Origin of the sequence: Siminovitchia fortis (assembly GCF_007681465.1) — a bacterium.
In the GTDB taxonomy this organism is placed as follows: Bacteria; Bacillota; Bacilli; order Bacillales; family Bacillaceae_C; genus Siminovitchia; species Siminovitchia fortis.
Genome location: NZ_VEKZ01000032.1, coordinates 1 through 19066, shown reverse-complemented (window position 1 = coordinate 19066; position 19066 = coordinate 1). Strand labels below are relative to the sequence as shown.

Below are 19066 nucleotides of genomic sequence, written 5' to 3'. Positions count from 1 at the left end.
ACAATAACACTTACACTCCATTATCCTTTCACTGGCTGTGTAAAACTGGTAGAATAAAGTGGTTGGATAAACCTTCAGATGATTGAATATGCAAAGATGAGCTGACGTGATGAAAGTGGTGAAATGGATGGAAGAAAATCAAAATAATAGAGAAGATACGCCGCAGCATGCCGGATTTATTCAGATGAAGAAATTCAGATTCGTCATGTTAATCTTTCTTATCGTCTTTTTAACAGCGGGTGTAACCATTTTGGCCCTATCGTTTGGCGATGAAAAAGCAGTCAATGTGGGAATGCAGGAAAGAGCCGAGTTTAATAAATTGTACAACACATACGATAAATTGAAGAAAAGTTATTTTCAAGATGTTGATGAAGAAAAGCTTGTCGATGGTGCCATCGACGGTATGGTGAAGTCGCTCGATGATCCATATTCCGATTATATGACAAAAGAAGAAAGCAAAGTCTTTGAAGAAAGCATTACCTCTTCGTTTGAAGGAATTGGAGCGGAGATTCAGGAGAAAAATGGCGCAATTGTTGTTGTTTCCCCGATAAAAGGGTCTCCGGCAGAAAAAGCCGGAATCGAACCAAATGATAAGATAACGGAAGTGGACGGGAAAAGTGTCAGGGGCATGAGCGCCAATGAAGCAGTCCTGTTGATCAGAGGAGAAAAAGGCACGAAGGTGACATTGACGATTGAGCGCAAAGAAGGTGAAGAACCGAAAAAAGTCACCATTACACGCGATGAAATTCCGATCAATACCGTCTATCCCGAAATGCTTGATAACGGGGTAGCGAAAATTCAAATTACGAGCTTTTCCAGCCACACGGATAAAGATCTGAGCGAAGCCTTGAAAGAGATGGAAGACAAGGGAATGAAGTCCTTGATCCTTGATCTCCGTAAAAATCCGGGAGGGTTGCTCGATCAGGCCATCAGCATTTCCAATCTGTTCGTTCCAAAAGGAAAAATGTTGTTCCAAGTAGCCAACAAAGACGGAAAAGTGGAGGAATATGTTGCAAAAGACGGTAAAAAAATTACCGTTCCGACGGTAGTATTGGTCGATGAAGGCAGCGCCAGCGCCTCGGAAATACTGGCTGCGGCTGTAAGTGAATCCGCAGGTATTCCGCTTGTCGGTGAAAAAACATTCGGGAAGGGAACCGTTCAGACAACTTACGAGTTCCAAGACGGCTCCAATATCAAATACACAATGGCCAAATGGCTGACACCTGACGGCAATTGGATTAATGAGAAAGGGATCGAACCGGATAAAAAGGTGGCCATGCCTAAATATGCTTCATTGTCCTATATCGATCCGGATCACAAACTGAAGGTCGATTCAGCCTCATCGGATGTGAAAGCAGCCGAGCAAATTTTAAAAGAGCTGGGCTATAATCCGGGCAAAGTGGACTCCTTTTATGACGAAGATACAAAAAATGCCGTCATGGAGTTTCAGAAAGACGAAAAGCTGGAAACAACCGGTGTTTTGACCGGCGACACAACCATTGCGCTCATGAATAAAATCCGCGAGCACCTTCAGGAAAATGATCCGCAAGTGAAGGAAGCGGCTAAAATGTTGTCCAAAAAGAATAAATAAATGAAAAAAGAACTCCTTCCTTACAGGGAGTTCTTTTTTCATGAGTGAAGTTAAAGCAGCCCAGGCTGCTTATTGTTCACCGTATTTTGCAAAAGTCCTTTCGTCTTCTATCAAGCCGCATGAACCGCATTGAATCCTTCTTTCAGGCCCGTTATAATGTGCGTGGAAAGGGCCTGCCTCCTCCATCGTGTCATACCTTTCAACAATTTCACCTGTATCCGGGTCCATTTTAACCGCTGAAACGACTTGTTCCACAATATTGAAACGTGTTCGATTCGTCTTGCAGTTGGGACAGCGATATTTTGTACTCATGATGACCTCCTTTTTTATCAGAATAACCAACTAATGCTTAATTTATTAGAGAGGTTAAGCTGCTAACAATACCATAACAATTGAAACAGCGCTGTAATATATGTAACAAAATACGCCTTCTTCAACATTTGTCAACCACAAATATTTAGAAGTTTTTAACTGTGTATATAGTAATTTGCCAGCGTTGGCAATGTAAGTTATTTCTTCCTCTCTAAAAATACCGCATGATATCAATCATCTTTTCTATGAACCTATGTAAGGAATAATAGGCTATTAAACTGGAACTTCCTCCCACTAATATTACAAAAATCCTATGATACTATGAAAACAGAAAAAGACAGGGAGGAATAAATGAGATGAAAAAATCAATCGTTTCAACTGCGGCAGCGTTGGCGATATTGGCTGCTCCAATTGCAGGACAAGCCAGCGCAGCAACGCCGGATCAAGCACAGTCCAATGTAAAGGTGTATTACTATCAAACTGATGGTATGCAAAAGATGAATAACTGGTGCGATCAGTTTGTTTATAAATATTATCCTAATTGGAAAACAGAAAAAGACAACTATCAGCCTGAAAAGCAGGCGCAAAAACCTGCTGAACAGCAACCAGCCCAAAAACCTGCTGAAAAACCGCAGCAACCTAAAAAAGAAGAGCAAAAACCCGCTGAGCAGCAAAACAGCCAGTTAAGCGCCTATGAACAAAAAGTGGTCGAATTGACAAATGCGGAAAGAGCTAAAAATGGACTTGCACCGCTTAAAGTAGATGTGGAATTAAGTAAAGTGGCTCGCGAAAAATCAAGAGACATGTCTGCAAACAACTATTTCGACCATAACAGCCCAACATACGGTTCCCCATTTGATATGATGAAAAAATTCGGAATCAGCTACCGTTCAGCCGGTGAAAACATCGCTCAAGGTCAACGTACACCTGAAGAAGTTGTGAATGCTTGGATGAACAGCTCAGGCCACCGTGAAAACATTTTAAGCAAAGATTACACACATATCGGTGTGGGTCATGCAGCTGACGGAAATTACTGGACACAACAATTCATCGGAAAATAATAAACTGAAAAAAGAACGAACAGCTTTTTGTACAGAGCTTGTTCGTTCTTTTTGATGTTCCCCACGATTTTTTGGATACGATCTTTTGCACACTGCTTGAATGATTAATTTTAGCGTATTGGCCAAGCAACATAGAATCGCTCCTTTCATATGATAATTGGCATGTGAAAAGGGGAGATGAAAAGTGCACATTTATTCCAAGGGTTGGTATATTGCGAAACTGAAAGAAAAGGGCATCCGTTTCCACCCGGAGAAGAAAAAGAAGCTGGAATTATTTAAAATATACGTTGTGAGAAATCTTTACAATGAAATGATAGAAGCAGAAGAAAAAAGAAAAGATTAGAAAAACAGCCGGAAACATTTGCTTTCCGGCTGTTTTTTAAAGCTAGGCTTCCATTGGCTGTGTTTCTTCTTCGGCTGCGGAATTGCGGATAAATTCCATCGTGTATAAATCCTTTGGCACTTCATAAAGGTCATATACATATCCGCCGCAGTTCAATTGATTAAAAAGATCCCGTCTTGTTTCATTGGCCAAAATGGTATACGGAAGCTTTTCTGCTGCTTTTTTCGACCGGATATTTTCTTTCCGGATGCGCATAAAAACAGTTTCAATGTCACTTTCGAAAAATAGCTCCTGAAAGAAATTTTCCTTCGCTATATGGTTATAGCCTTTTCCATGAAACGGTTTGCCGATCCATGTTCCCAAAAATCCGCTTTTTGAGTCAATATCAAAAAGATTAATCGTACCGATCGGATTTTCCCACTCATCCAGAATGGTCCTTGAGATCAATTCGCCACGCTCTTCTGCTTCAATTGTCTGCTTTGTTAAAAAGACAAACTCGTCGTACGAAAAAGATTTTTGACGTACGTAAGGGAAGACATCGGGGTGCGTCATCAAATCAAACAAAATCCGGCATTCATGCCCATTTACTTCACGTTTCTTGAGCATCATCTGAATCCCTCCTGCCCAGGGCAGGTCGGCGTTCGATCCTGCCCTCGAAATTTTTTAAGTTTGCATAAAAAATTTCGGGGTGGGAATCGAACCCACTAATACCAGTCAGAAACAGGACTGGTGGCGCACCATTTGCCTTCCCTCAATTATGAGATGTATTCTGTTTTTTTTGAGTAAGAAAAGACTGTATAGCTCCAGCGCCCAGCGACTAGCAAACTTCACCCTCCTCCAATCGATAAGTCAACATCGGCTCGTACCTCGCCGTGTTTCCTTTATCTCATTGCGGAGTGCTCCAGTTTGTACGTCGCTAAACGGGCGCTTACGCTTTTCTTAGTATCTACCCATATAATACAAAAATTTATTTTGTTTGGAAATAGCTAAAATCCGTTTTTTTAAAATATTATTTTTCGTTTTTCGACATGCGTTTTAGGGGCCATTTTTTTAATAGAAAGTATAGCAGGAGGACTGCCAGTGCTGTTCCGATAATCGGTCTTAAATAAGCCGCGGCGTAGTCTCCGATTTGATCCCAATGATTTTCAAGTTCGATGCCGATCAAGAGGAATAGAACCGTCCAAGGAATCATCGCTGCAACAGTAAGAACGGTGAATTGATAAAAAGGCATCCTGGCTATGCCGGCAGGGATGGAAATCGCATGTCTGATGACTGGGATGAAGCGGGCAGTGAAAATGACAATCGTTCCATGCCTCGAAAACCAGCTTTCAGCTGCATTTAAATGTTTAGATTGGATAAATAGATACTTTCCGTACCGGTCAAAAAAAGGCCTGCCCCCGTAAATCCCGAGCCAATACAAGAAGAGTTGAGCCATCGTTCCGCCAAGAACTCCCGCAATTAAGGCTTCAAAGAAAGAAATTCTTCCGATTGCTATTAAGTACCCGCCATACCCGAGGACAATTTCACTTGGAATGACTTCTATCATCAGACCGATGGTTATGCCCAAGAATCCATAGTCTCCAAGAATTTGCAGTAATTCAACAGCCCATTCGCGAAGCATGAAATTTTACCACCCCATTCACACAAGCATGCTCAAAGAATGATTATGCTTGTACGAAAAAAAATATCATCTTTTTTGAAACTTTCCATACTTGTTTTCGTATAAACTAATAGTTATTCAATGGGAGGGAATTATATGGATATAGTATCCAGCAATGAAAGAATGCTCGCAATGGTCATATATGTAACAAGTTTTTTTACAGCATTGATCGGCCCGCTGCTCATTTGGCTTCTGAAAAAAGATGAGTCGCCTTTTATCGATTTTCACGGGAAGGAATACTTGAATTTTTTCATCTCGTATGCAGTGTACAGTATAGCGGCTTATATATTAATGCTTGTACTCATCGGATTTATCCTATTGCCGATTATTGGGGTGATGGCATTTATTTTCACTATCATTGCGGCAGTCAAAGCGTACAACGGAGAAATATATCATTTTCCACTTATATTCAGAATTATCAAGTAGGATGCTGCAATAGGATACCCTTGATATTCCCTATTAGACGGAATATCAAGGGTATTTTTATTTTGAGATAAAGCATAAATTTTTTCAAAGATATTCGTATAAAATCATTGTGCATTGTCCAGCTCCAGCGCCCAGCGACTAGCAAACTTCGCCCTCCTCCACATCGATAAGTCAACATCGGCTCGTACCTCGCCGTGTTGTCTGGCTGCGAGTGCCATCGGCGCAAGGATTAAGCCAATCGCTGCTGAAGGCAAACTACGCCTTCTTCAGCGCTCGTCTAGCTTTGCGCCGATAAGCAGGCACTCTCGCACTTCCTTATCCTTTATCTCATTTCGGAGTGCTCCAGTGTCTAGCTTCAGACGGCAGGGGCTCGAGGTCGCTTCGGTCAATCCAATGAAGTCAAAGAACGACTTCACTGGATTGCCCTCCGACGGACAGGATGGCCTAGTGCCACCGACGCCACAGGATGTGGCGTTTGTCGGCGGCCAGCGCTTGTTGCCCCTAAACGGCCGTCTTCCGCATTTCAGTCTGTACGTCGATAAACAGGCGCTTGCGCTTTTCTTTATAAAAAGGTCATGTTCATAGGGCTTGTCTCGTATAATGAATCGAGACTCCTGAAATAGGGGGAAGAGGATGAATATAAAAGAACATTACTCTTTCATGGCCCGTCTGTATTTTCATCAAAGCATCCTGTTTACCGTCGTTTTTACGGTTATCATCTTGCCAAATGTAAAAAAAGCTGATTTTTTGCTGAGCAACCTGGCAGGGCTGGCTGTATTTCTATGCATGATATATTTTATATTGAGATGTTTATATTTTTCATATAAGACCAGTGCGGTGTCGATGATGCTCAGCAACGGCCCGATGGCCGAGCATAATGAAACCCTCCTCATCATCCCTTCACACAATGCCAATTGTCTGATGGAGGCTTACTCTTCAGACGGAATCCGGCGGCTTTCCCTATTGATCATCAAAGGAAAGGAGAGGAGGGCCCGCCTGAAATATTATGAACTGGGAAAAAGGGGACGGCTGTTTAAAATCAATGAGCATGGAATAGGGACAACTGCTTACATGCATATAGACCAAAGCGGTATAAGCTTCATCACTTCGAAAAAAAAGCTTCCTGTGATGATCAATACTAGAGGCAGCAAAAGCCGCAGCTTTATTGTCGGCCCTGATCATTTCGAGCTCAAAAAGCCGTATTCGGACAGGATGTTATTAAAAAATGGACGGCCAGTCATGACCATAAAAAAAGGGTTGATGCCCATTAAATGGCAGCAATACTTTTCTCCAAATACGCCCTTGCTGAAAGTGGATCCAAGCCTGTCAAAGGAAGAGAGAAGTCTCTGTTTATGTCTGCTGGTATTGTTTTAGCCTTGATTTCCCAAAAGATCAAGCACTTTCTCGAACGGCTGCTTGTTTTTGCAGTGAAAATATCCGGAAAATGGGTCTTTCATCTGGGCAAGTCTTTTGAGGACGGCATTCATAGTAAACTGGGCGGGGCATAGATCATCAGTCAGCTCGTCCCAATGAATGGGGGCAGCCACAAGACCGTCCTCATTGTTCCTGACCGAGTAAGGTGCAATAATCGTTTTTCCTTCGGCGTGCTGGACAAAATCGACATAGAGCCGTTCGCCCCGATTTTTTTTCAACCTTTCTGTAGTGAAAGAATCCGGATCGTACTGCACCAAAAATTCGGCGACAAATGATGTAAACCGGCGGGTGTCCTCCCATGTGAACTGTCCTTCAGGCAATGGAATGTAGACTTGAAGCCCCTTATTACCGGACAGTTTTACAAATGACAATAGATTCAGTTCATCTAAAATCTGTTTAAGGATTGTAGCTGCGTATACAGCCAGCTGGAAGTGTGACCGGTCCGGGGGATCAAGGTCAAAAACAATCTCGCTCACATACTTGCTTGCCACAGTATGAAAAGGGATGTGGAACTCGATCGCAAGCTGATTTCCGAGCCATATGAGTGATTTCAAATCGTTGCATACAATGTAGTCGATGCCATCTACTACGAATGATTCAACGAAACCGGGGGAGGTTTCCGGCTTGTTCTTCTGATAAAAGGATTCTCCGAATACACCGTGCGGGGACCTGATAACTGTAAGAGCCCGATTTTTCAAAAAAGGAAGCATGAAATGGGCTGTCTTTCTAAGATAGCGGACATAGTCCAGCTTCGTTGCATAATTTTTTTTCCATAAAACTTTATCCGGATGAGTGATTTCGATGCCGGAAGGGAAGATTGCTTCGTCATATAAAAATTTTTCAAAAGTACAGTCGTCCGGATGAAGGTCAAACCGCAAACATTTGAAATGCGGCTCCCGCAGCTGATTGTCCGTCCATTCCAGATAGTTGATGTCAACACATATGCCGGGATCAACGAAGTACATCGATCCCTCCCGCCCGGTATGGTTTTCAAGTATGGTTGTTTTCAGCGCCGCCTTCGCCTCCGAATCAAGGCTGAATAAAAATTGGCCAAGCGGAAAAACAGTGCCTTCTTTCCAAACCCCAACATAAAAATACCCATTCTCTTCATCCATGGAAGTGATGAAACAGGATGCGGTTTTCCAATTTTTGATTTTCAGCCAGTTTGCGGACCTTTTACCCTCAAGCCATTTGCTTTGTGCCTGTTTGGCGACAATTCCTTCGCTGCCAAATTCCATCGCGGTATGCAAACTCTCTTTAAGGGATTTTGAAAAGGGGATGTATTGGAACAGCCTGCCATCTCCGGGGGCAGGGGAATCGGGGAGCCCAAGAATTTGGACCAGCTTTGATAATTTGCTTTTCCGCTCAAGATAGGGCGAGGCAGCCAGGTCGCTTCCTTGACAGAATAACAAATCAAATAGGAGATAATGGCATGGCCACTCGCTTGATTCCAATGATATTTTTTCTTTTGAGCGCATTCTGCCCCTTTGCTGCAGCTTTGAAAAATTAGCCTTGAACGGATTTTCCAAAATGACGAGTTCCCCATCCAACAAAATGGGAAGATACTCCTTCATTTTTTCTAAATTTGCGTCCAAAAAAGTTTTTATTTCCGGGAATTGTGGAAGCATATCCTTGCCGTTCCTGCTCCAAAGGTGCACTTCATGCTCTGTCCATTCCAGCAATCCACGATACCCGTCATATTTTAATTCATAGAGCCAGTTTCCTTTTTGGGGCGGATCAAAAGTTAAAGTGGGAAGCATAGGCCTCATCGAAATCTCACCTTTTCAGCATTTTACTACATGTAGTTTTTCCTAACCGATTTATTTTACCAAAAGTTTAAAAATGTATATCTTCCCATTATGTACAAAAGCTATGGAAAAACCAAGCAGACGAAGGTGACCATATGCATACAATGTGGAAAGGAAGCATCAGTTTCGGGCTTGTGAACATTCCGATCAAACTGCATGCCGCAACAGAAGACAAAGATGTTAAATTCCGGTCATTGCACAATGAATGCCACACACCTATCAAGTACGAAAAGGTTTGTCCCACATGTGAAAAGGAGATTGGAACCAAGGACATTGTCAAAGGCTATGAAGTCACAAAAGGAAAATTTGTCGTCGTTGAAGAGGACGAATTAAGTGGATTGAAAGAGGCGGTGGAAGAAAAAGCGGTGGAAATCATCGATTTTATTAAATTGGATGAAATCGATCCCATATACTTCAACCGAAGCTATTATATGTCCCCTGATGGCGGAAATAAAGCTTATGGACTGCTCAGGAAAGCTTTGACCGAGTCGGAAAAAGTAGGGCTCGCAAAAATCATGATCCGTTCCAAGGAACAACTCGCGGTCATCCGGGTTTATCAAGATACCCTTTTAATGGAAACGATCCACTTTCCGGATGAAGTTCGAAAAGCCGTTGACGTCCCCAATGTTCCATCCGAAGATAATGTGACAAAGAAGGAGATCGATACGGCGATTATGCTTATTGATCAATTGACCACCACATTTGATCCGGATAAGTATAAAGACGAATACCGAACAAAAGTTCTGGGATTGATTGAAGCGAAACGGACAGGAAAAGATCTGGTCACTGTGAAGGAAAAAGAGCCTGCAGCCCAAATGACTGATCTAATGGCTGCACTTCAGGCTTCAATCGACAGGACCAAGCCCAAAACAAAACGGCCGGCTAAAGCAAAAAAGCCTGCAGCGAAAACTTCTGCAGCTGGAGATAAAAAATAATGAATAAAAAATACAGGAAACGGGTAAAAAAATATTAACATAAAAAATAAACTTTGCCCGCTTCTTGTTTTTTTCTTTTCGTTCATGTATAATGAATGTGAAGTAAGGATATGAATTTTATTTACCAGTAATTGGAGTTACCATTATTCACATGTTATAATGAATATCTACTCCAGCAAGTGGGTATTTATTATAATATGTGAATTTTTATTTACCCGGTAAATATTAGGAACATATTAAAAAATTTTTGGAGGTTTTTGTGCATGACAACTGGTACAGTTAAATGGTTTAACAGTGAGAAAGGTTTTGGATTCATCGAAGTAGAAGGCGGAAATGACGTATTCGTACATTTCAGCGCTATTCAAGGTGAAGGATTCAAAACTCTTGATGAAGGTCAACAAGTGGAATTTGAAATCGTTGAAGGCCAACGTGGACCACAAGCGGAAAACGTTGTTAAACTATAATTTTACTCACGCAAAGAACTGCCCTTTATAGAGCAGTTCTTTTTTTGTTGAAGAAACTATAAAATTCCATACCTGTGAATAACTTTTTTTTACTAAATGCTGCGTCTAGCTCCAGCGCCTATCGACTAGCAGACTTCGCGCTTAATGTGCTCCTGCGGCGTAGCTTATTCGAGGATGTTTGGCTCACCTCGTCGCAAAGCTGCACGAGGCCATCTCAAGTAGTAGCTTTCCTACGATAAGTCAACATCGGCTCCGACGGACAGGACGTCCTAGTGCAGGCGAAGCGACAGGATGTCGCGTCCTGAGCCTGCCTTCGTCGCCGTGTTGTCTGGCTGCGAGTGCCATCGGCGCAAGGATTAAGCCAATCGCTGCTGAAGGCAAACTACGCCTTCTTCAGCGCTCGTCTAGCTTTGCGCCGATAAGCAGGCACTCTCCGCCTTTCCTTATCCTTTATCTCGTCGTAAGCACTCCAGTCTGTACGTCGATAAACAGGCGATTGCGCTTTTGTTTATAATTCATCAAATCCGTTCAGATCGCTTGTTTTGGTGTATTGGCGGGATTTTTGTTCGAAAAAGTCGGTTTTCGTATCATCAAAATTGTCTACATAGGCACGGATCCATTTCATCGGATTATCAACATAATCTTCATAAATTTCGCTCAACCCCAGCATTCTAAGCATTTTATTTGCTCGGTACTTGATATAGCCCTCCATCTCAATGAGGTCGATTCCATCAATTCCATCCAGTACATAGCGGCTCCAATACATTTCCTGATCGACCGAATGGCGGAACTGGGCGTATACCCAATCCGTAAATTCTGCCGAATTATATTCCGGATTTTCGGCCAGAGTGGCACGGAACAGATCGCTGATAAAACGGCCATGCTGAAGCTCGTCGCGGTTAATATAAGAAATCATCGTGGATGTTCCGACCATTTTTTGATTCCTTGCCATGTTATAGAAGAAAGCAAATCCTGAATAAAAGAATAATCCTTCAAGCAATGCGGTGTAGACCATTGCCTTTAAAACATTTTCAATGGAAGGGTTCAATGCAAACTCATTATACACTTGCATGATCCTTTCATTTCTTTTCAGTAACACTTCATCTTTTCTTCCGGTTTCAAATGATTCATTTTGTCTGTCAAAAGAAGTGACGGAAGAAAGGACATATGCGTAACTGTGGTTGTGCTCGCTCTCCTGGTCGGCGATTGTCGCCATGATTGATTTTACGGAAGGGTCGGTTGAGTAATGGCCGATTCTGGCTGCAATATCAGTCTGCGGGCCATCAAGTGTCGCAAGCAATCCGATAATTTTTAAAAATGCATCCTGTTCAATTTCCGGAAGTGTTGGAAACTGCTTGATATCCTGGGTCATATCCACCTCGCTGGCACGCCAGAATAATGCACGGATCTGCTCCCTGTGATTGTAGAAATGAGGGTAGGCAAGGTCGTTCCAATTCAAGATGCCGCTTGCCTTTCCCCCGAACAGTGCTGTTGATTTATTAGGATTCAGTGGTTCCAACACGGCTACTTTGTCAAGTGTTTTAGGCATTGATTCAATACTCCTTCCGTCCATTTTTTTACTGTATTTTCCTGAGAGCCTCTGGGACTTTGCTCAATTTTTAAAGGCTCAAATGATGAATGATAAAATGCCGCGAGTTTTTCAGCAGCATGGCAAAACAATGCATCGCCCCCGAATTGCGTATCTCCTGTTCCAAATACATAAACGTTGGGCGGTTTATACCCGATTTCGTAGACAAAGTCCTTTACAAGTTCCGGAGTTTTCCCTTTTCCCCAAGTAAAGGTTCCGACCAGCATGGCGTCAAAGCGGGAAGGATCGGGTGCGGGTCCCGATCCGATCCGGTGCAAAAGGGTGGAATGCCCATTTGTTGAAAAAATGTCATCGATGATTTCGGCCGTCTCTTTCGTGTTTCCGCTGAAGCTGGCATAGCAGATCAGGATTCGCACCATACACAATCCTCTATATCCGATGCGGTCGATCTCACGTAATATGTTGTTTTCAACCCTGAATCCCAAGCCTGCAAATGCAAATCGAGCATGACCTGCGCCTTAATATGATTCGGGACGTAAAAGTTAAATGAGACGGCCTGGTCGATATGTCGCTGTCTCGCAGCATTTTGCTGGATGGACCAGCGCTGATCCACAATGTATGCCGATTTCCTGTACACATTGTATGTATGATGGTCAAGGTCCGGTGCAACAACCGGGAGCTTATAATTTTTCTTTTCTTCATGGTAAAACGGTTTGAAGACGGGGTCGATGCTGGCAGTCGAGCCCGCTATGACAGATGTGCTTGAATTTGGAGCAACTGCCATCAAGTACCCGTTTCTTATGCCGTGTTCTTTTACATCATCCATGATTTCTTTCCACTCATTTTCGTTGTCATCCGCAAGGTAGCCGCGCACTTCAAAGTAATGGCCTGTCTGCCAGTCGCTTCCTTCAAACAGCGGGTAAGCGCCTTTTTCTTTTGCCAGCTGCACGCTTGCTTTGATGGTCAATTGGGCAATTTTCTCATATAGTCTGTCCGCCAATTGAACAGCCTCTTTGGATTCCCAGGCGATGCCCTTTAGGGCCAGCAGGTGATGCCAGCCGAAGGTTCCGAGGCCGATGGCGCGGTATTTTTGATTAGTAATGGCTGCCTGCTTGACATCGATCGTATTCAGGTCGATGACATTATCCAGCATTCTTACCTGGATAGGAATCAGCCTCTCCAAAATCTCGAAGTTGTCCTCATTCGGATCAACAGATTTTCCCAGGTTGATGGAAGAGAGGTTGCATACGACGAAGTCACCGGCTTTTTTATATGAAATGATTGTATCCCCATCAACCGTTTCCTCACAATGAATGGTAGGGGACATATTTTGCATGATTTCTGTGCATAAATTGCTGGAATACACCATCCCGGCATGCTTGTTTGGATTCATGCGGTTCACTTGATCCCTGTAAAACATGAAAGGAGTACCTGTTTCCAACTGGGACTTCATGATTCGGATCATGATCTGGATGGCAGGAATCGTTGTTTTGGTCAATTGTTCACACTGGACACATTCTTCGTATTTTTCCCTGAAAGAACCTGCCCCTTTTTCTTCATCATAAAAGTCTTCCAAAGAATAGCCCATCACTTGTTTCACTTCATAAGGGTCGAATAAATGCCAGTCTCCGCGTCTTTCAACCTGCTCCATGAACAGGTCGGGCAGGCAGACTCCTGTAAAAATATCGTGCGCCCGCTGCCTTTCGTCTCCGTTGTTGAGCTTCAAGTCGAGAAAGGAAAGGATATCGGCATGCCATACGTCAAGATAGACAGCAATGGCACCTTTGCGTCTTCCAAGCTGGTCTACGCTGACTGCCGTGTTGTTCAACTGTTTGATCCACGGAACGACGCCTGATGAAGCGCCTTTAAACCCTTTGATGGAGCTGCCGCGTGCTCTCACTTTGCCCATGTAGACGCCGATTCCGCCTCCGTCTTTGGATAGTCTGGCAACATCCGTGTTGCTGTTGTATATGCCGATCAGGGAATCATCCACAGTATCAATGAAGCAGCTCGACAATTGCCCGTGGGCGAGCCCGGCATTGGCAAGTGTCGGCGTCGCAACCGTCATATAGAGATTTGAAAGCGCCCAGTAGCTTTCCGCCACATGTTCCAAGCGTTTATCTGCCGCTTCATCCTGCATGAGATGCATCGCAATGATGAGCCATCTTTCCTGTGGCAGCTCGAATGTGTTCTTTTCATGGTCAACAGCCAAATATCTTGTAGCCAGCGTATGTAGGCCTGTATAATCAAAAAGGTAATCACGCTCCGGATCAATCAGCTTTGACAATTGATCGATTTCATGTTTGCTGTATTTTTCCAAAAGGGAGGGGGAATAAATCCCTTTTTCCGTCAACGCTGTTATAAGGCTGTAAAAATCGCCGTATTTCTTATTTTTATCATAGGAACGGCTTTCGGCAGCCCTTCTGTATAAATCGTGCAAATATATTTTTGCTGCATCAAAAGACCATTGTGTATTCAATTCATCAACGTTTTCCAGCGCGGACTGAATGAGCAGGTCTGTAATATGCTCTGCTTTTAGCTCTGTTTTTGCTTCAATACTTCTAAAAATTTTATCGCGGTAGTCCATTGAATCTATCAAAGTGACTCTCTTAAGAAATTTGTCCAGCCGATCTCTGTCAAATGGTTTTTTTCTGTTTCCATCTTCTTTAACGATGATTGTTGTCATTTTTAATAGAAACCTCCTGTTTTCTCCAATAAAAAAATCCACTCCGGGGAACAGAGCGGAACAAACGATAGGGAAAAAAGGAAACAGTTTCGCTATCGTTTCATCTTCCCAACCCCCGAAGAATTGAAACTCGGACAAGAAAAGGCAGGTCTCCTGACTTGTGCATCATCCTACTGGGGAACCTTCCCGTTTATGGACAGTGGTTCTTTCCCGGTCGTTCGCACTTACAGTTGCGGGGACAGTTCCGGATTTTCACCGGATTCCCTTTTAAGCCCTCAATGGGCACCTCGTCTTGTGAATTATCAATATATTGTGTTGTGTAAAATGTTTGTCACCAAATATAGTGTCGATTGTGATTTTATCATGAGTAAAATTGAAATACAAGCACAATCTTTTTTCTTTTAAGAGAATGGCAGGCAACCTTGACAAGGAGGGGAGAAACGGTAACCTCGACAAATTGGGATGTAATTGCAGGAAAGGAAGGCTAGATATGCAGTTTGATATATTTGAAATCTTGAAGTACATATCCTTGTTTATCTGATTAAAAAATTTTTCCCAGTTGAAAATATGGATAAAACCTTTCTGATGTATGAAGAATAATGACTAAGCAATTTTATCAGGGAGGAATCCGATATGAACAGTAACCAAAAAAAACAGCAGGCGGAACTGCAAGCATTTGCACAGAAAATAAATCAGCAGGAAGCCCAAAAAAACGATCAGCAGCTGGACCAGCAATTCCAGTCACAAAAAAAGCAGGCGATCCAAGCCATGCAGCAGGCAGAAATGATAATCCGGCAAAATGCTTCAGTGACTGATATTCAATCGTTGCAGCAGGCGCAGCAGCAGCTTCAGCAGGCAACGCAGCAATTGAGCCAAATGCAGGGGATCTCCGTCACACACTCGACAAGCGCCCAGCAGCAACAGCTGGAACAGGTCCAGCAGCAGATCGAACAGGCTTCCCAAACTTTGCAGCTGATTCAATCATTAAATAGCGGCGACAAGAGCTTTAAGAAAGGTTAAGAGGAAGATGTCCCCGGCTTTCACATAAGCCGAGGGTTCTTTTTTTCCGCATCCAGGACTGACTTGACCGCTTCCTTTATTTCGGCGTATCCTGTACACCTGCATAGGTTTGATTCAAGCCATTCTTCAATCGTCTCATCTGATGCATCCGGGTGAGCCTGCAATAAAGCGTGGCAATTTAAAACGAACCCAGGCGTGCAATATCCGCATTGGATGGCCCATTTTTCAACAAATGCCTTTTGGATAGGCGAATCTTTCAGCCCCTCAATCGTCAAAAGGGATTTATTCAGAGCCTCAATTGATAAAACAAGGCAGGAATGTACTGGCTTTCCACCCATCAAAATAGTGCAGGCACCGCAATCACCATTTCCGCAGGCGGGCTTCGCTCCGCTTAACCCCAGCTGCCCCCTTAGAGTCTGAAGGAGGGTATCTCCGGACCGGATGATCGCTTCCCGTGTTTCTCCGTTAACATGAAACTGTACGACCGACTTTCCTTTTCCGTGAGAAAGCATCATTTCGCCGCTGCCTCCAAATCCTTGATCATCAGAAAAAGACCATTTTTTAAAATGAACTTTCGATATTCGGCAGAACCCTGAAAATCCTCAATAACAGGTGCAGGAAGATGTTCAAGTGACTTCTCAACCCGGGCAGAAGGTGATAGTGAGTCATCGTTTAATGCTGATTCCATTTCTTTTGACCGGAACGGACTGGAACAGATCCCCGAAAAAGCAACTGTAATTTTGTCCTGCTCTTTAACCGCCGCTATTGTTACGAGTGGATATCCCACTTTTGAACATCTCGTTTTCTTGTAGTGGAAGAAGGGAAGAGATGCGTACTTCTTGTCAATTATGATTTGGGTCACCATTTCGCCGGGTTCCAGCTGAAGTCGATTGGATGAACCCAACGAAATCAGTCTTTCTCGGTCACTGCCTGCGATTTTTAGTTTTGCCTCCGACAACAACAGCGGAAGCATGCCTTCCCGATAGATCAAACGGCTGTTCAAATGCCCGCCGATGGTAATTTTGTTTCTGGATGTATGGTTGGCGATCCGTCTGATTGTTTCGGCAAGAAGGGGAAAACAGCCCGCCTCGATGACTTCATTTAACGTAAGGGCAGCACCCAGGACAATTTGCTCCCCATCATCTATAAATTCATGGCACTCAGGTATCCCTTTAATATCAATGATTGCTTCCGCCTGAATGTTGTTGTTCTTGGCAAAAGTGATGAACTCGGTTCCTCCGCAAAATATGGAGGCCTTTTTTGCCCCCAATGATTGCATCAATCCCACTGCATCATTCACATTATCAGGGCGGTAGTATTCAAAATCAAAAGGAATCATTCCAAAGTCTCCTTTTGTTTCCAAATGAACTCGGGAATGAGAGGCAAGCGGTTCAGGTTTGTCTGGACCGCAGCCGAAAGAGCGTTCGCAAGCGCAGCAGGCATCCCTATGACTCCATATTCCCCGATTCCCCGCGCCCCGAAAGGGCCATCAGCCGATGGTGTCTCTATGAAATCAACAAGGTATTCATCAGGCTCTTCACCGAAGCGCAGCATTTGATACGTTCTCAATTGAGGATTTTGTACAATTCCATTTCCGTCAAAAATAAACGATTCACTGCTGGCAAAACTGAGTCCCAAATACATGCCGCCCCTCATTTGCTGGGCGGCTGTCGCCGGGTTAATGATAGTACCTCCGTCCAATACAGTGACAGCCTTTAAAATTTTATAAGAGTAATCTTCCGGATGCAATTCTATTTCAACAGCCTGTGCGCCGATTGACCACCACGGACCAGGCTTGCCGAATCCGGTATTTTTGTCCATAGGGGTCAAATGCCTCTGAATATATCTTCCATAACCTACGATTTGCCCTTCGATCGCATTGCCATTAGGGAACTTATAGCCAAGCGCCAGGTCTTTAAGCTCAACTCCGTATTCCGGACTCGGCTTCAAATAAACGCGCCCTCCGCCGACTTCAAGATCTTCTTCCGAACATTTGAGAACAATGGATGCCGTTCTTTTCAGTTTTGTTTTAGCATCTTTTGCGGCAGCCAGTACGGCCCTTCCCGCAAGAAATGTCGTACTGCTCGCTACGGTTCTCCATTGGTGCGGATCATACTGGGTGTTCACTTCCATCGTTACATGGATTTTATCTGTTTCCAATCCCAGTTCTTCCGCCGCAATCTGCGCCAAAATGGTTTTCGTTCCCTGTCCAAGCTCTATGGCAGCACAGTTCAGGTTGACGCTGCCGTCTGCTTCGAAAGTTAAAAAGGCTCCGGCTTGGGCATTAGTTGCAGTTGTCGATGTTTTCCAAAACAGGCTAATGCCTTTCGCTTTGATTTTCCCTTCTTTTTCCGTTCTTTGGCCCTCGTCCCAGTTGATTAATTCCTTTGCCCTTTCAAGACATTTTTTTGCGTCTCCGATATTATTGGCATTTAGCACTGTTTGAGTTGGGGAAGTTGCCCCGGGCTTAATTGAATTTATGAGACGAAGTTGTACCGGATCGATATCGAGCTTTTCTGCAAGCTGATCCATTGTTCTTTCAACGGCAAATGTCAGCTCAGGGTGGGCATAGCCGCGAAATGATGTGGCGTAGAGGTGGTTTGTATACATGCAGTATGAATCGCACCACACGTTGGGAACATCATAGGGGCCGGTGCAATCAAGCGCTGCCGCTCTTGTAATCCCTGCCGCCTGGTCCGTATAGGCGCCGGAATCAATTAGATAAGTGTATTGGCCTGCAGTCAGCTTTCCTTCCTTTGTAGCACCCAATCTGACTGTGGCATGAAGCCCTATATGGCCAGGCGCGGTGATCAAGTCTTCTTCACGGTCATATTGCAGCCTCACAAGCTTCCCGCCGGTCATTTTGGAGGCCAAGTAGGCGAGAGGCTCCAGTTGAACGGTGCCTTTTCCTCCAAATGCCCCGCCCAGCAGAGGGACATGGACTACGATATTCCCGACCTCGATATTAAAAAATTGATTTAGTACCTTTTTGATAGTGTAGGGAGATTGCGTGCAAGAATGAACAATAACTCTGCCCGAAGGGTTTATTTCAACGCTGCAGGTTCTCGTTTCCAAAGCTGCATGATCAGAAAGGTTAAATTCATACTTCGCTGTCACTTTCACTTCGGACTGTTCCCATGCCTTGCTGAAATCGCCTTTGCGTATTTTGATATGGCTCCCGATATTAGTTCCGGCGACAGGATACACATTGCTGATGATTTTTTGATATTGTTCGGAATTCTCATGGACCAAAGGGGAACCCTTTTGGAATGCCTCTTTTGCCGAATTGACGACCGGGAGCGGTTCATAATCGACCTTAATTGATAATGCCGCCTGTTTTGCCTGATACTCATTGTCGGCAACGACCAGTGCAACCGGCTCACCGTAGTAGCGGACTTTGTCGATCGCCAAAGGGGGGCGGTCCGCCAATATAGGCCCGATGTGAAATGGGAACATCTTTCCGGTAATGACAGCGCGGACCCCCGGCACCTTCCAAGCGTCATCTGTATGAATGTCTTTGAGTTTTGCGTGTGCATATGTACTTGTTGCCAGTTTCGCATGCAGCGTATCCGGGTAGCTTAGATCTCCGGCATATTTAAGGGTTCCTTCCACTTTTTCCAACGCATCGATTCTTTGCTGCGGCTGGCCGACTTTTGTCAAACCCTTACTGAACAATGAAAAGCCTCCTTCTTCCAATCAGGTTATTTTTTATCTGAGTAAGCGTACAATGTCAAATACTTTTTTCAAGTTTTAGAGTAACTCAAAGACACCTACCGT

The 19066-nt window shown here is 43.9% G+C and carries 18 protein-coding genes and 1 riboswitch; of the genes, 8 read left to right on the top strand and 10 right to left on the bottom strand.

The genetic code is table 11. From position 1 onward, the window contains the following. Window positions 1–127 precede the first annotated feature (127 nt). Window positions 128–1591, top strand: a complete 1464-nt coding sequence (locus FS666_RS11380; protein WP_120075914.1) for a lmo1851 family serine protease — start codon at window positions 128–130, stop codon at window positions 1589–1591. Window positions 1592–1660: 69 nt separating this feature from the next. Here FS666_RS11380 and FS666_RS11375 read toward each other — a convergent pair whose 3' ends face one another. Next, window positions 1661–1903 (bottom strand): DNA alkylation repair protein, encoded by a 243-nt coding sequence (locus tag FS666_RS11375; RefSeq protein ID WP_120075905.1) that lies wholly within the window; start codon window positions 1901–1903, stop codon window positions 1661–1663. A 356-nt stretch (window positions 1904–2259) separates the two neighbouring features. Here FS666_RS11375 and FS666_RS11370 point away from each other — a divergent pair, with 356 nt between their 5' ends. Both FS666_RS11370 and FS666_RS11365 read left to right on the top strand, forming a co-directional pair. Then, window positions 2260–2964, top strand: a complete 705-nt coding sequence (locus FS666_RS11370; RefSeq protein WP_120075907.1) for a CAP domain-containing protein — start codon at window positions 2260–2262, stop codon at window positions 2962–2964. 184 nt (window positions 2965–3148) lie between these two features. Further along, window positions 3149–3307, top strand: a complete 159-nt coding sequence (locus FS666_RS11365) for a DUF2639 domain-containing protein (RefSeq protein WP_144462247.1) — start codon at window positions 3149–3151, stop codon at window positions 3305–3307. Window positions 3308–3349: 42 nt separating this feature from the next. Here FS666_RS11365 and FS666_RS11360 read toward each other — a convergent pair whose 3' ends face one another. Beyond that, complete coding sequence (locus FS666_RS11360) at window positions 3350–3913, bottom strand: GNAT family N-acetyltransferase (protein WP_144462273.1); 564 nt, start codon at window positions 3911–3913, stop codon at window positions 3350–3352. A 403-nt stretch (window positions 3914–4316) separates the two neighbouring features. Continuing rightward, entirely contained in the window at window positions 4317–4928 is a 612-nt protein-coding gene (gene uptA, locus FS666_RS11355) for an undecaprenyl phosphate transporter UptA (protein WP_144462245.1), read from the bottom strand. Window positions 4929–5063: 135 nt separating this feature from the next. Between uptA and FS666_RS11350 the strand changes: the two genes are divergently transcribed. After that, complete coding sequence (locus tag FS666_RS11350; RefSeq protein ID WP_144462243.1) at window positions 5064–5393, top strand: DUF4870 domain-containing protein; 330 nt, start codon at window positions 5064–5066, stop codon at window positions 5391–5393. A gap of 633 nt (window positions 5394–6026) precedes the next feature. Then, entirely contained in the window at window positions 6027–6767 is a 741-nt protein-coding gene (locus FS666_RS11345; protein WP_144462241.1) for a hypothetical protein, read from the top strand. On the opposite strand, the gene FS666_RS11340 is transcribed toward FS666_RS11345, so the two are convergent. Then, window positions 6764–8596, bottom strand: a complete 1833-nt coding sequence (locus tag FS666_RS11340; protein ID WP_144462239.1) for a DNA ligase D — start codon at window positions 8594–8596, stop codon at window positions 6764–6766. The genes FS666_RS11345 and FS666_RS11340 overlap by 4 nt on opposite strands. Window positions 8597–8730: 134 nt before the next feature. Between FS666_RS11340 and ku the strand changes: the two genes are divergently transcribed. Next, entirely contained in the window at window positions 8731–9570 is an 840-nt protein-coding gene (gene ku / locus FS666_RS11335) for a non-homologous end joining protein Ku (protein ID WP_144462237.1), read from the top strand. A 263-nt stretch (window positions 9571–9833) separates the two neighbouring features. Further along, window positions 9834–10034 carry a cold-shock protein gene (locus tag FS666_RS11330; RefSeq protein ID WP_018707263.1) on the top strand — a complete coding sequence of 67 codons (201 nt, stop codon included), beginning with the start codon at window positions 9834–9836 and terminating at the stop codon, window positions 10032–10034. A 508-nt stretch (window positions 10035–10542) separates the two neighbouring features. On the opposite strand, the gene FS666_RS11325 is transcribed toward FS666_RS11330, so the two are convergent. The 3 genes from FS666_RS11325 to FS666_RS11315 are packed head-to-tail and all read right to left on the bottom strand — an operon-like array spanning window position 10543 to window position 14269. Further along, complete coding sequence (locus tag FS666_RS11325; RefSeq protein ID WP_144462235.1) at window positions 10543–11583, bottom strand: ribonucleotide-diphosphate reductase subunit beta; 1041 nt, start codon at window positions 11581–11583, stop codon at window positions 10543–10545. Further along, complete coding sequence (locus FS666_RS11320) at window positions 11559–12002, bottom strand: flavodoxin (RefSeq protein WP_144462233.1); 444 nt, start codon at window positions 12000–12002, stop codon at window positions 11559–11561. The genes FS666_RS11325 and FS666_RS11320 overlap by 25 nt, the downstream gene beginning before the upstream one ends. After that, a complete protein-coding gene (locus tag FS666_RS11315) occupies window positions 11987–14269 on the bottom strand; it encodes a ribonucleoside-diphosphate reductase subunit alpha (protein WP_144462231.1) in 2283 nt (760 codons plus the stop codon). The genes FS666_RS11320 and FS666_RS11315 overlap by 16 nt, the downstream gene beginning before the upstream one ends. 126 nt (window positions 14270–14395) lie before the next feature. After that, a riboswitch (cobalamin riboswitch) is annotated at window positions 14396–14574 on the bottom strand. A 328-nt stretch (window positions 14575–14902) separates the two neighbouring features. Here FS666_RS11315 and FS666_RS11310 point away from each other — a divergent pair. After that, window positions 14903–15289: a hypothetical protein gene (locus FS666_RS11310; protein ID WP_144462229.1), complete on the top strand. Its 387-nt coding sequence runs from the start codon at window positions 14903–14905 to the stop codon at window positions 15287–15289. Between the two features lie 20 nt (window positions 15290–15309). Here FS666_RS11310 and FS666_RS11305 read toward each other — a convergent pair whose 3' ends face one another. Genes FS666_RS11305 through FS666_RS11295 form a run of 3 tightly spaced genes read right to left on the bottom strand, consistent with a single transcriptional unit; the run spans window position 15310 to window position 18964 of the window. Further along, on the bottom strand, window positions 15310–15804 hold the full coding sequence (locus FS666_RS11305; protein WP_144462227.1) for a (2Fe-2S)-binding protein: 495 nt from the start codon (window positions 15802–15804) through the stop codon (window positions 15310–15312). Then, complete coding sequence (locus FS666_RS11300; RefSeq protein WP_144462225.1) at window positions 15801–16628, bottom strand: FAD binding domain-containing protein; 828 nt, start codon at window positions 16626–16628, stop codon at window positions 15801–15803. The genes FS666_RS11305 and FS666_RS11300 overlap by 4 nt, the downstream gene beginning before the upstream one ends. Continuing rightward, the gene (locus FS666_RS11295; RefSeq protein WP_244943900.1) at window positions 16625–18964 is read right to left on the bottom strand and encodes a xanthine dehydrogenase family protein molybdopterin-binding subunit; all 2340 of its coding nucleotides are present in this window, start codon (window positions 18962–18964) and stop codon (window positions 16625–16627) included. Before FS666_RS11295 ends, FS666_RS11300 begins: the two co-directional genes overlap by 4 nt. Window positions 18965–19066: the final 102 nt, after the last annotated feature.

Excerpts from the sequence above, each read along its gene's own strand:
- FS666_RS11320 (WP_144462233.1), bottom strand. The coding sequence starts at position 12,002 with ATGGTGCGAATCCTGATCTGCTATGCCAGCTTCAGCGGAAACACGAAA.
- FS666_RS11375 (WP_120075905.1), bottom strand. The coding sequence starts at position 1,903 with ATGAGTACAAAATATCGCTGTCCCAACTGCAAGACGAATCGAACACGT.
- FS666_RS11315 (WP_144462231.1), bottom strand. The coding sequence starts at position 14,269 with ATGACAACAATCATCGTTAAAGAAGATGGAAACAGAAAAAAACCATTT.
- FS666_RS11325 (WP_144462235.1), bottom strand. The coding sequence starts at position 11,583 with ATGCCTAAAACACTTGACAAAGTAGCCGTGTTGGAACCACTGAATCCT.
- FS666_RS11330 (WP_018707263.1), top strand. The coding sequence starts at position 9,834 with ATGACAACTGGTACAGTTAAATGGTTTAACAGTGAGAAAGGTTTTGGA.
- FS666_RS11345 (WP_144462241.1), top strand. The coding sequence starts at position 6,027 with ATGAATATAAAAGAACATTACTCTTTCATGGCCCGTCTGTATTTTCAT.
- ku (WP_144462237.1), top strand. The coding sequence starts at position 8,731 with ATGCATACAATGTGGAAAGGAAGCATCAGTTTCGGGCTTGTGAACATT.
- FS666_RS11310 (WP_144462229.1), top strand. The coding sequence starts at position 14,903 with ATGAACAGTAACCAAAAAAAACAGCAGGCGGAACTGCAAGCATTTGCA.
- FS666_RS11340 (WP_144462239.1), bottom strand. The coding sequence starts at position 8,596 with ATGAGGCCTATGCTTCCCACTTTAACTTTTGATCCGCCCCAAAAAGGA.
- FS666_RS11350 (WP_144462243.1), top strand. The coding sequence starts at position 5,064 with ATGGATATAGTATCCAGCAATGAAAGAATGCTCGCAATGGTCATATAT.
- FS666_RS11300 (WP_144462225.1), bottom strand. The coding sequence starts at position 16,628 with ATGATTCCTTTTGATTTTGAATACTACCGCCCTGATAATGTGAATGAT.
- FS666_RS11380 (WP_120075914.1), top strand. The coding sequence starts at position 128 with ATGGAAGAAAATCAAAATAATAGAGAAGATACGCCGCAGCATGCCGGA.
- FS666_RS11305 (WP_144462227.1), bottom strand. The coding sequence starts at position 15,804 with ATGATGCTTTCTCACGGAAAAGGAAAGTCGGTCGTACAGTTTCATGTT.
- FS666_RS11360 (WP_144462273.1), bottom strand. The coding sequence starts at position 3,913 with ATGCTCAAGAAACGTGAAGTAAATGGGCATGAATGCCGGATTTTGTTT.
- FS666_RS11370 (WP_120075907.1), top strand. The coding sequence starts at position 2,260 with ATGAAAAAATCAATCGTTTCAACTGCGGCAGCGTTGGCGATATTGGCT.
- uptA (WP_144462245.1), bottom strand. The coding sequence starts at position 4,928 with ATGCTTCGCGAATGGGCTGTTGAATTACTGCAAATTCTTGGAGACTAT.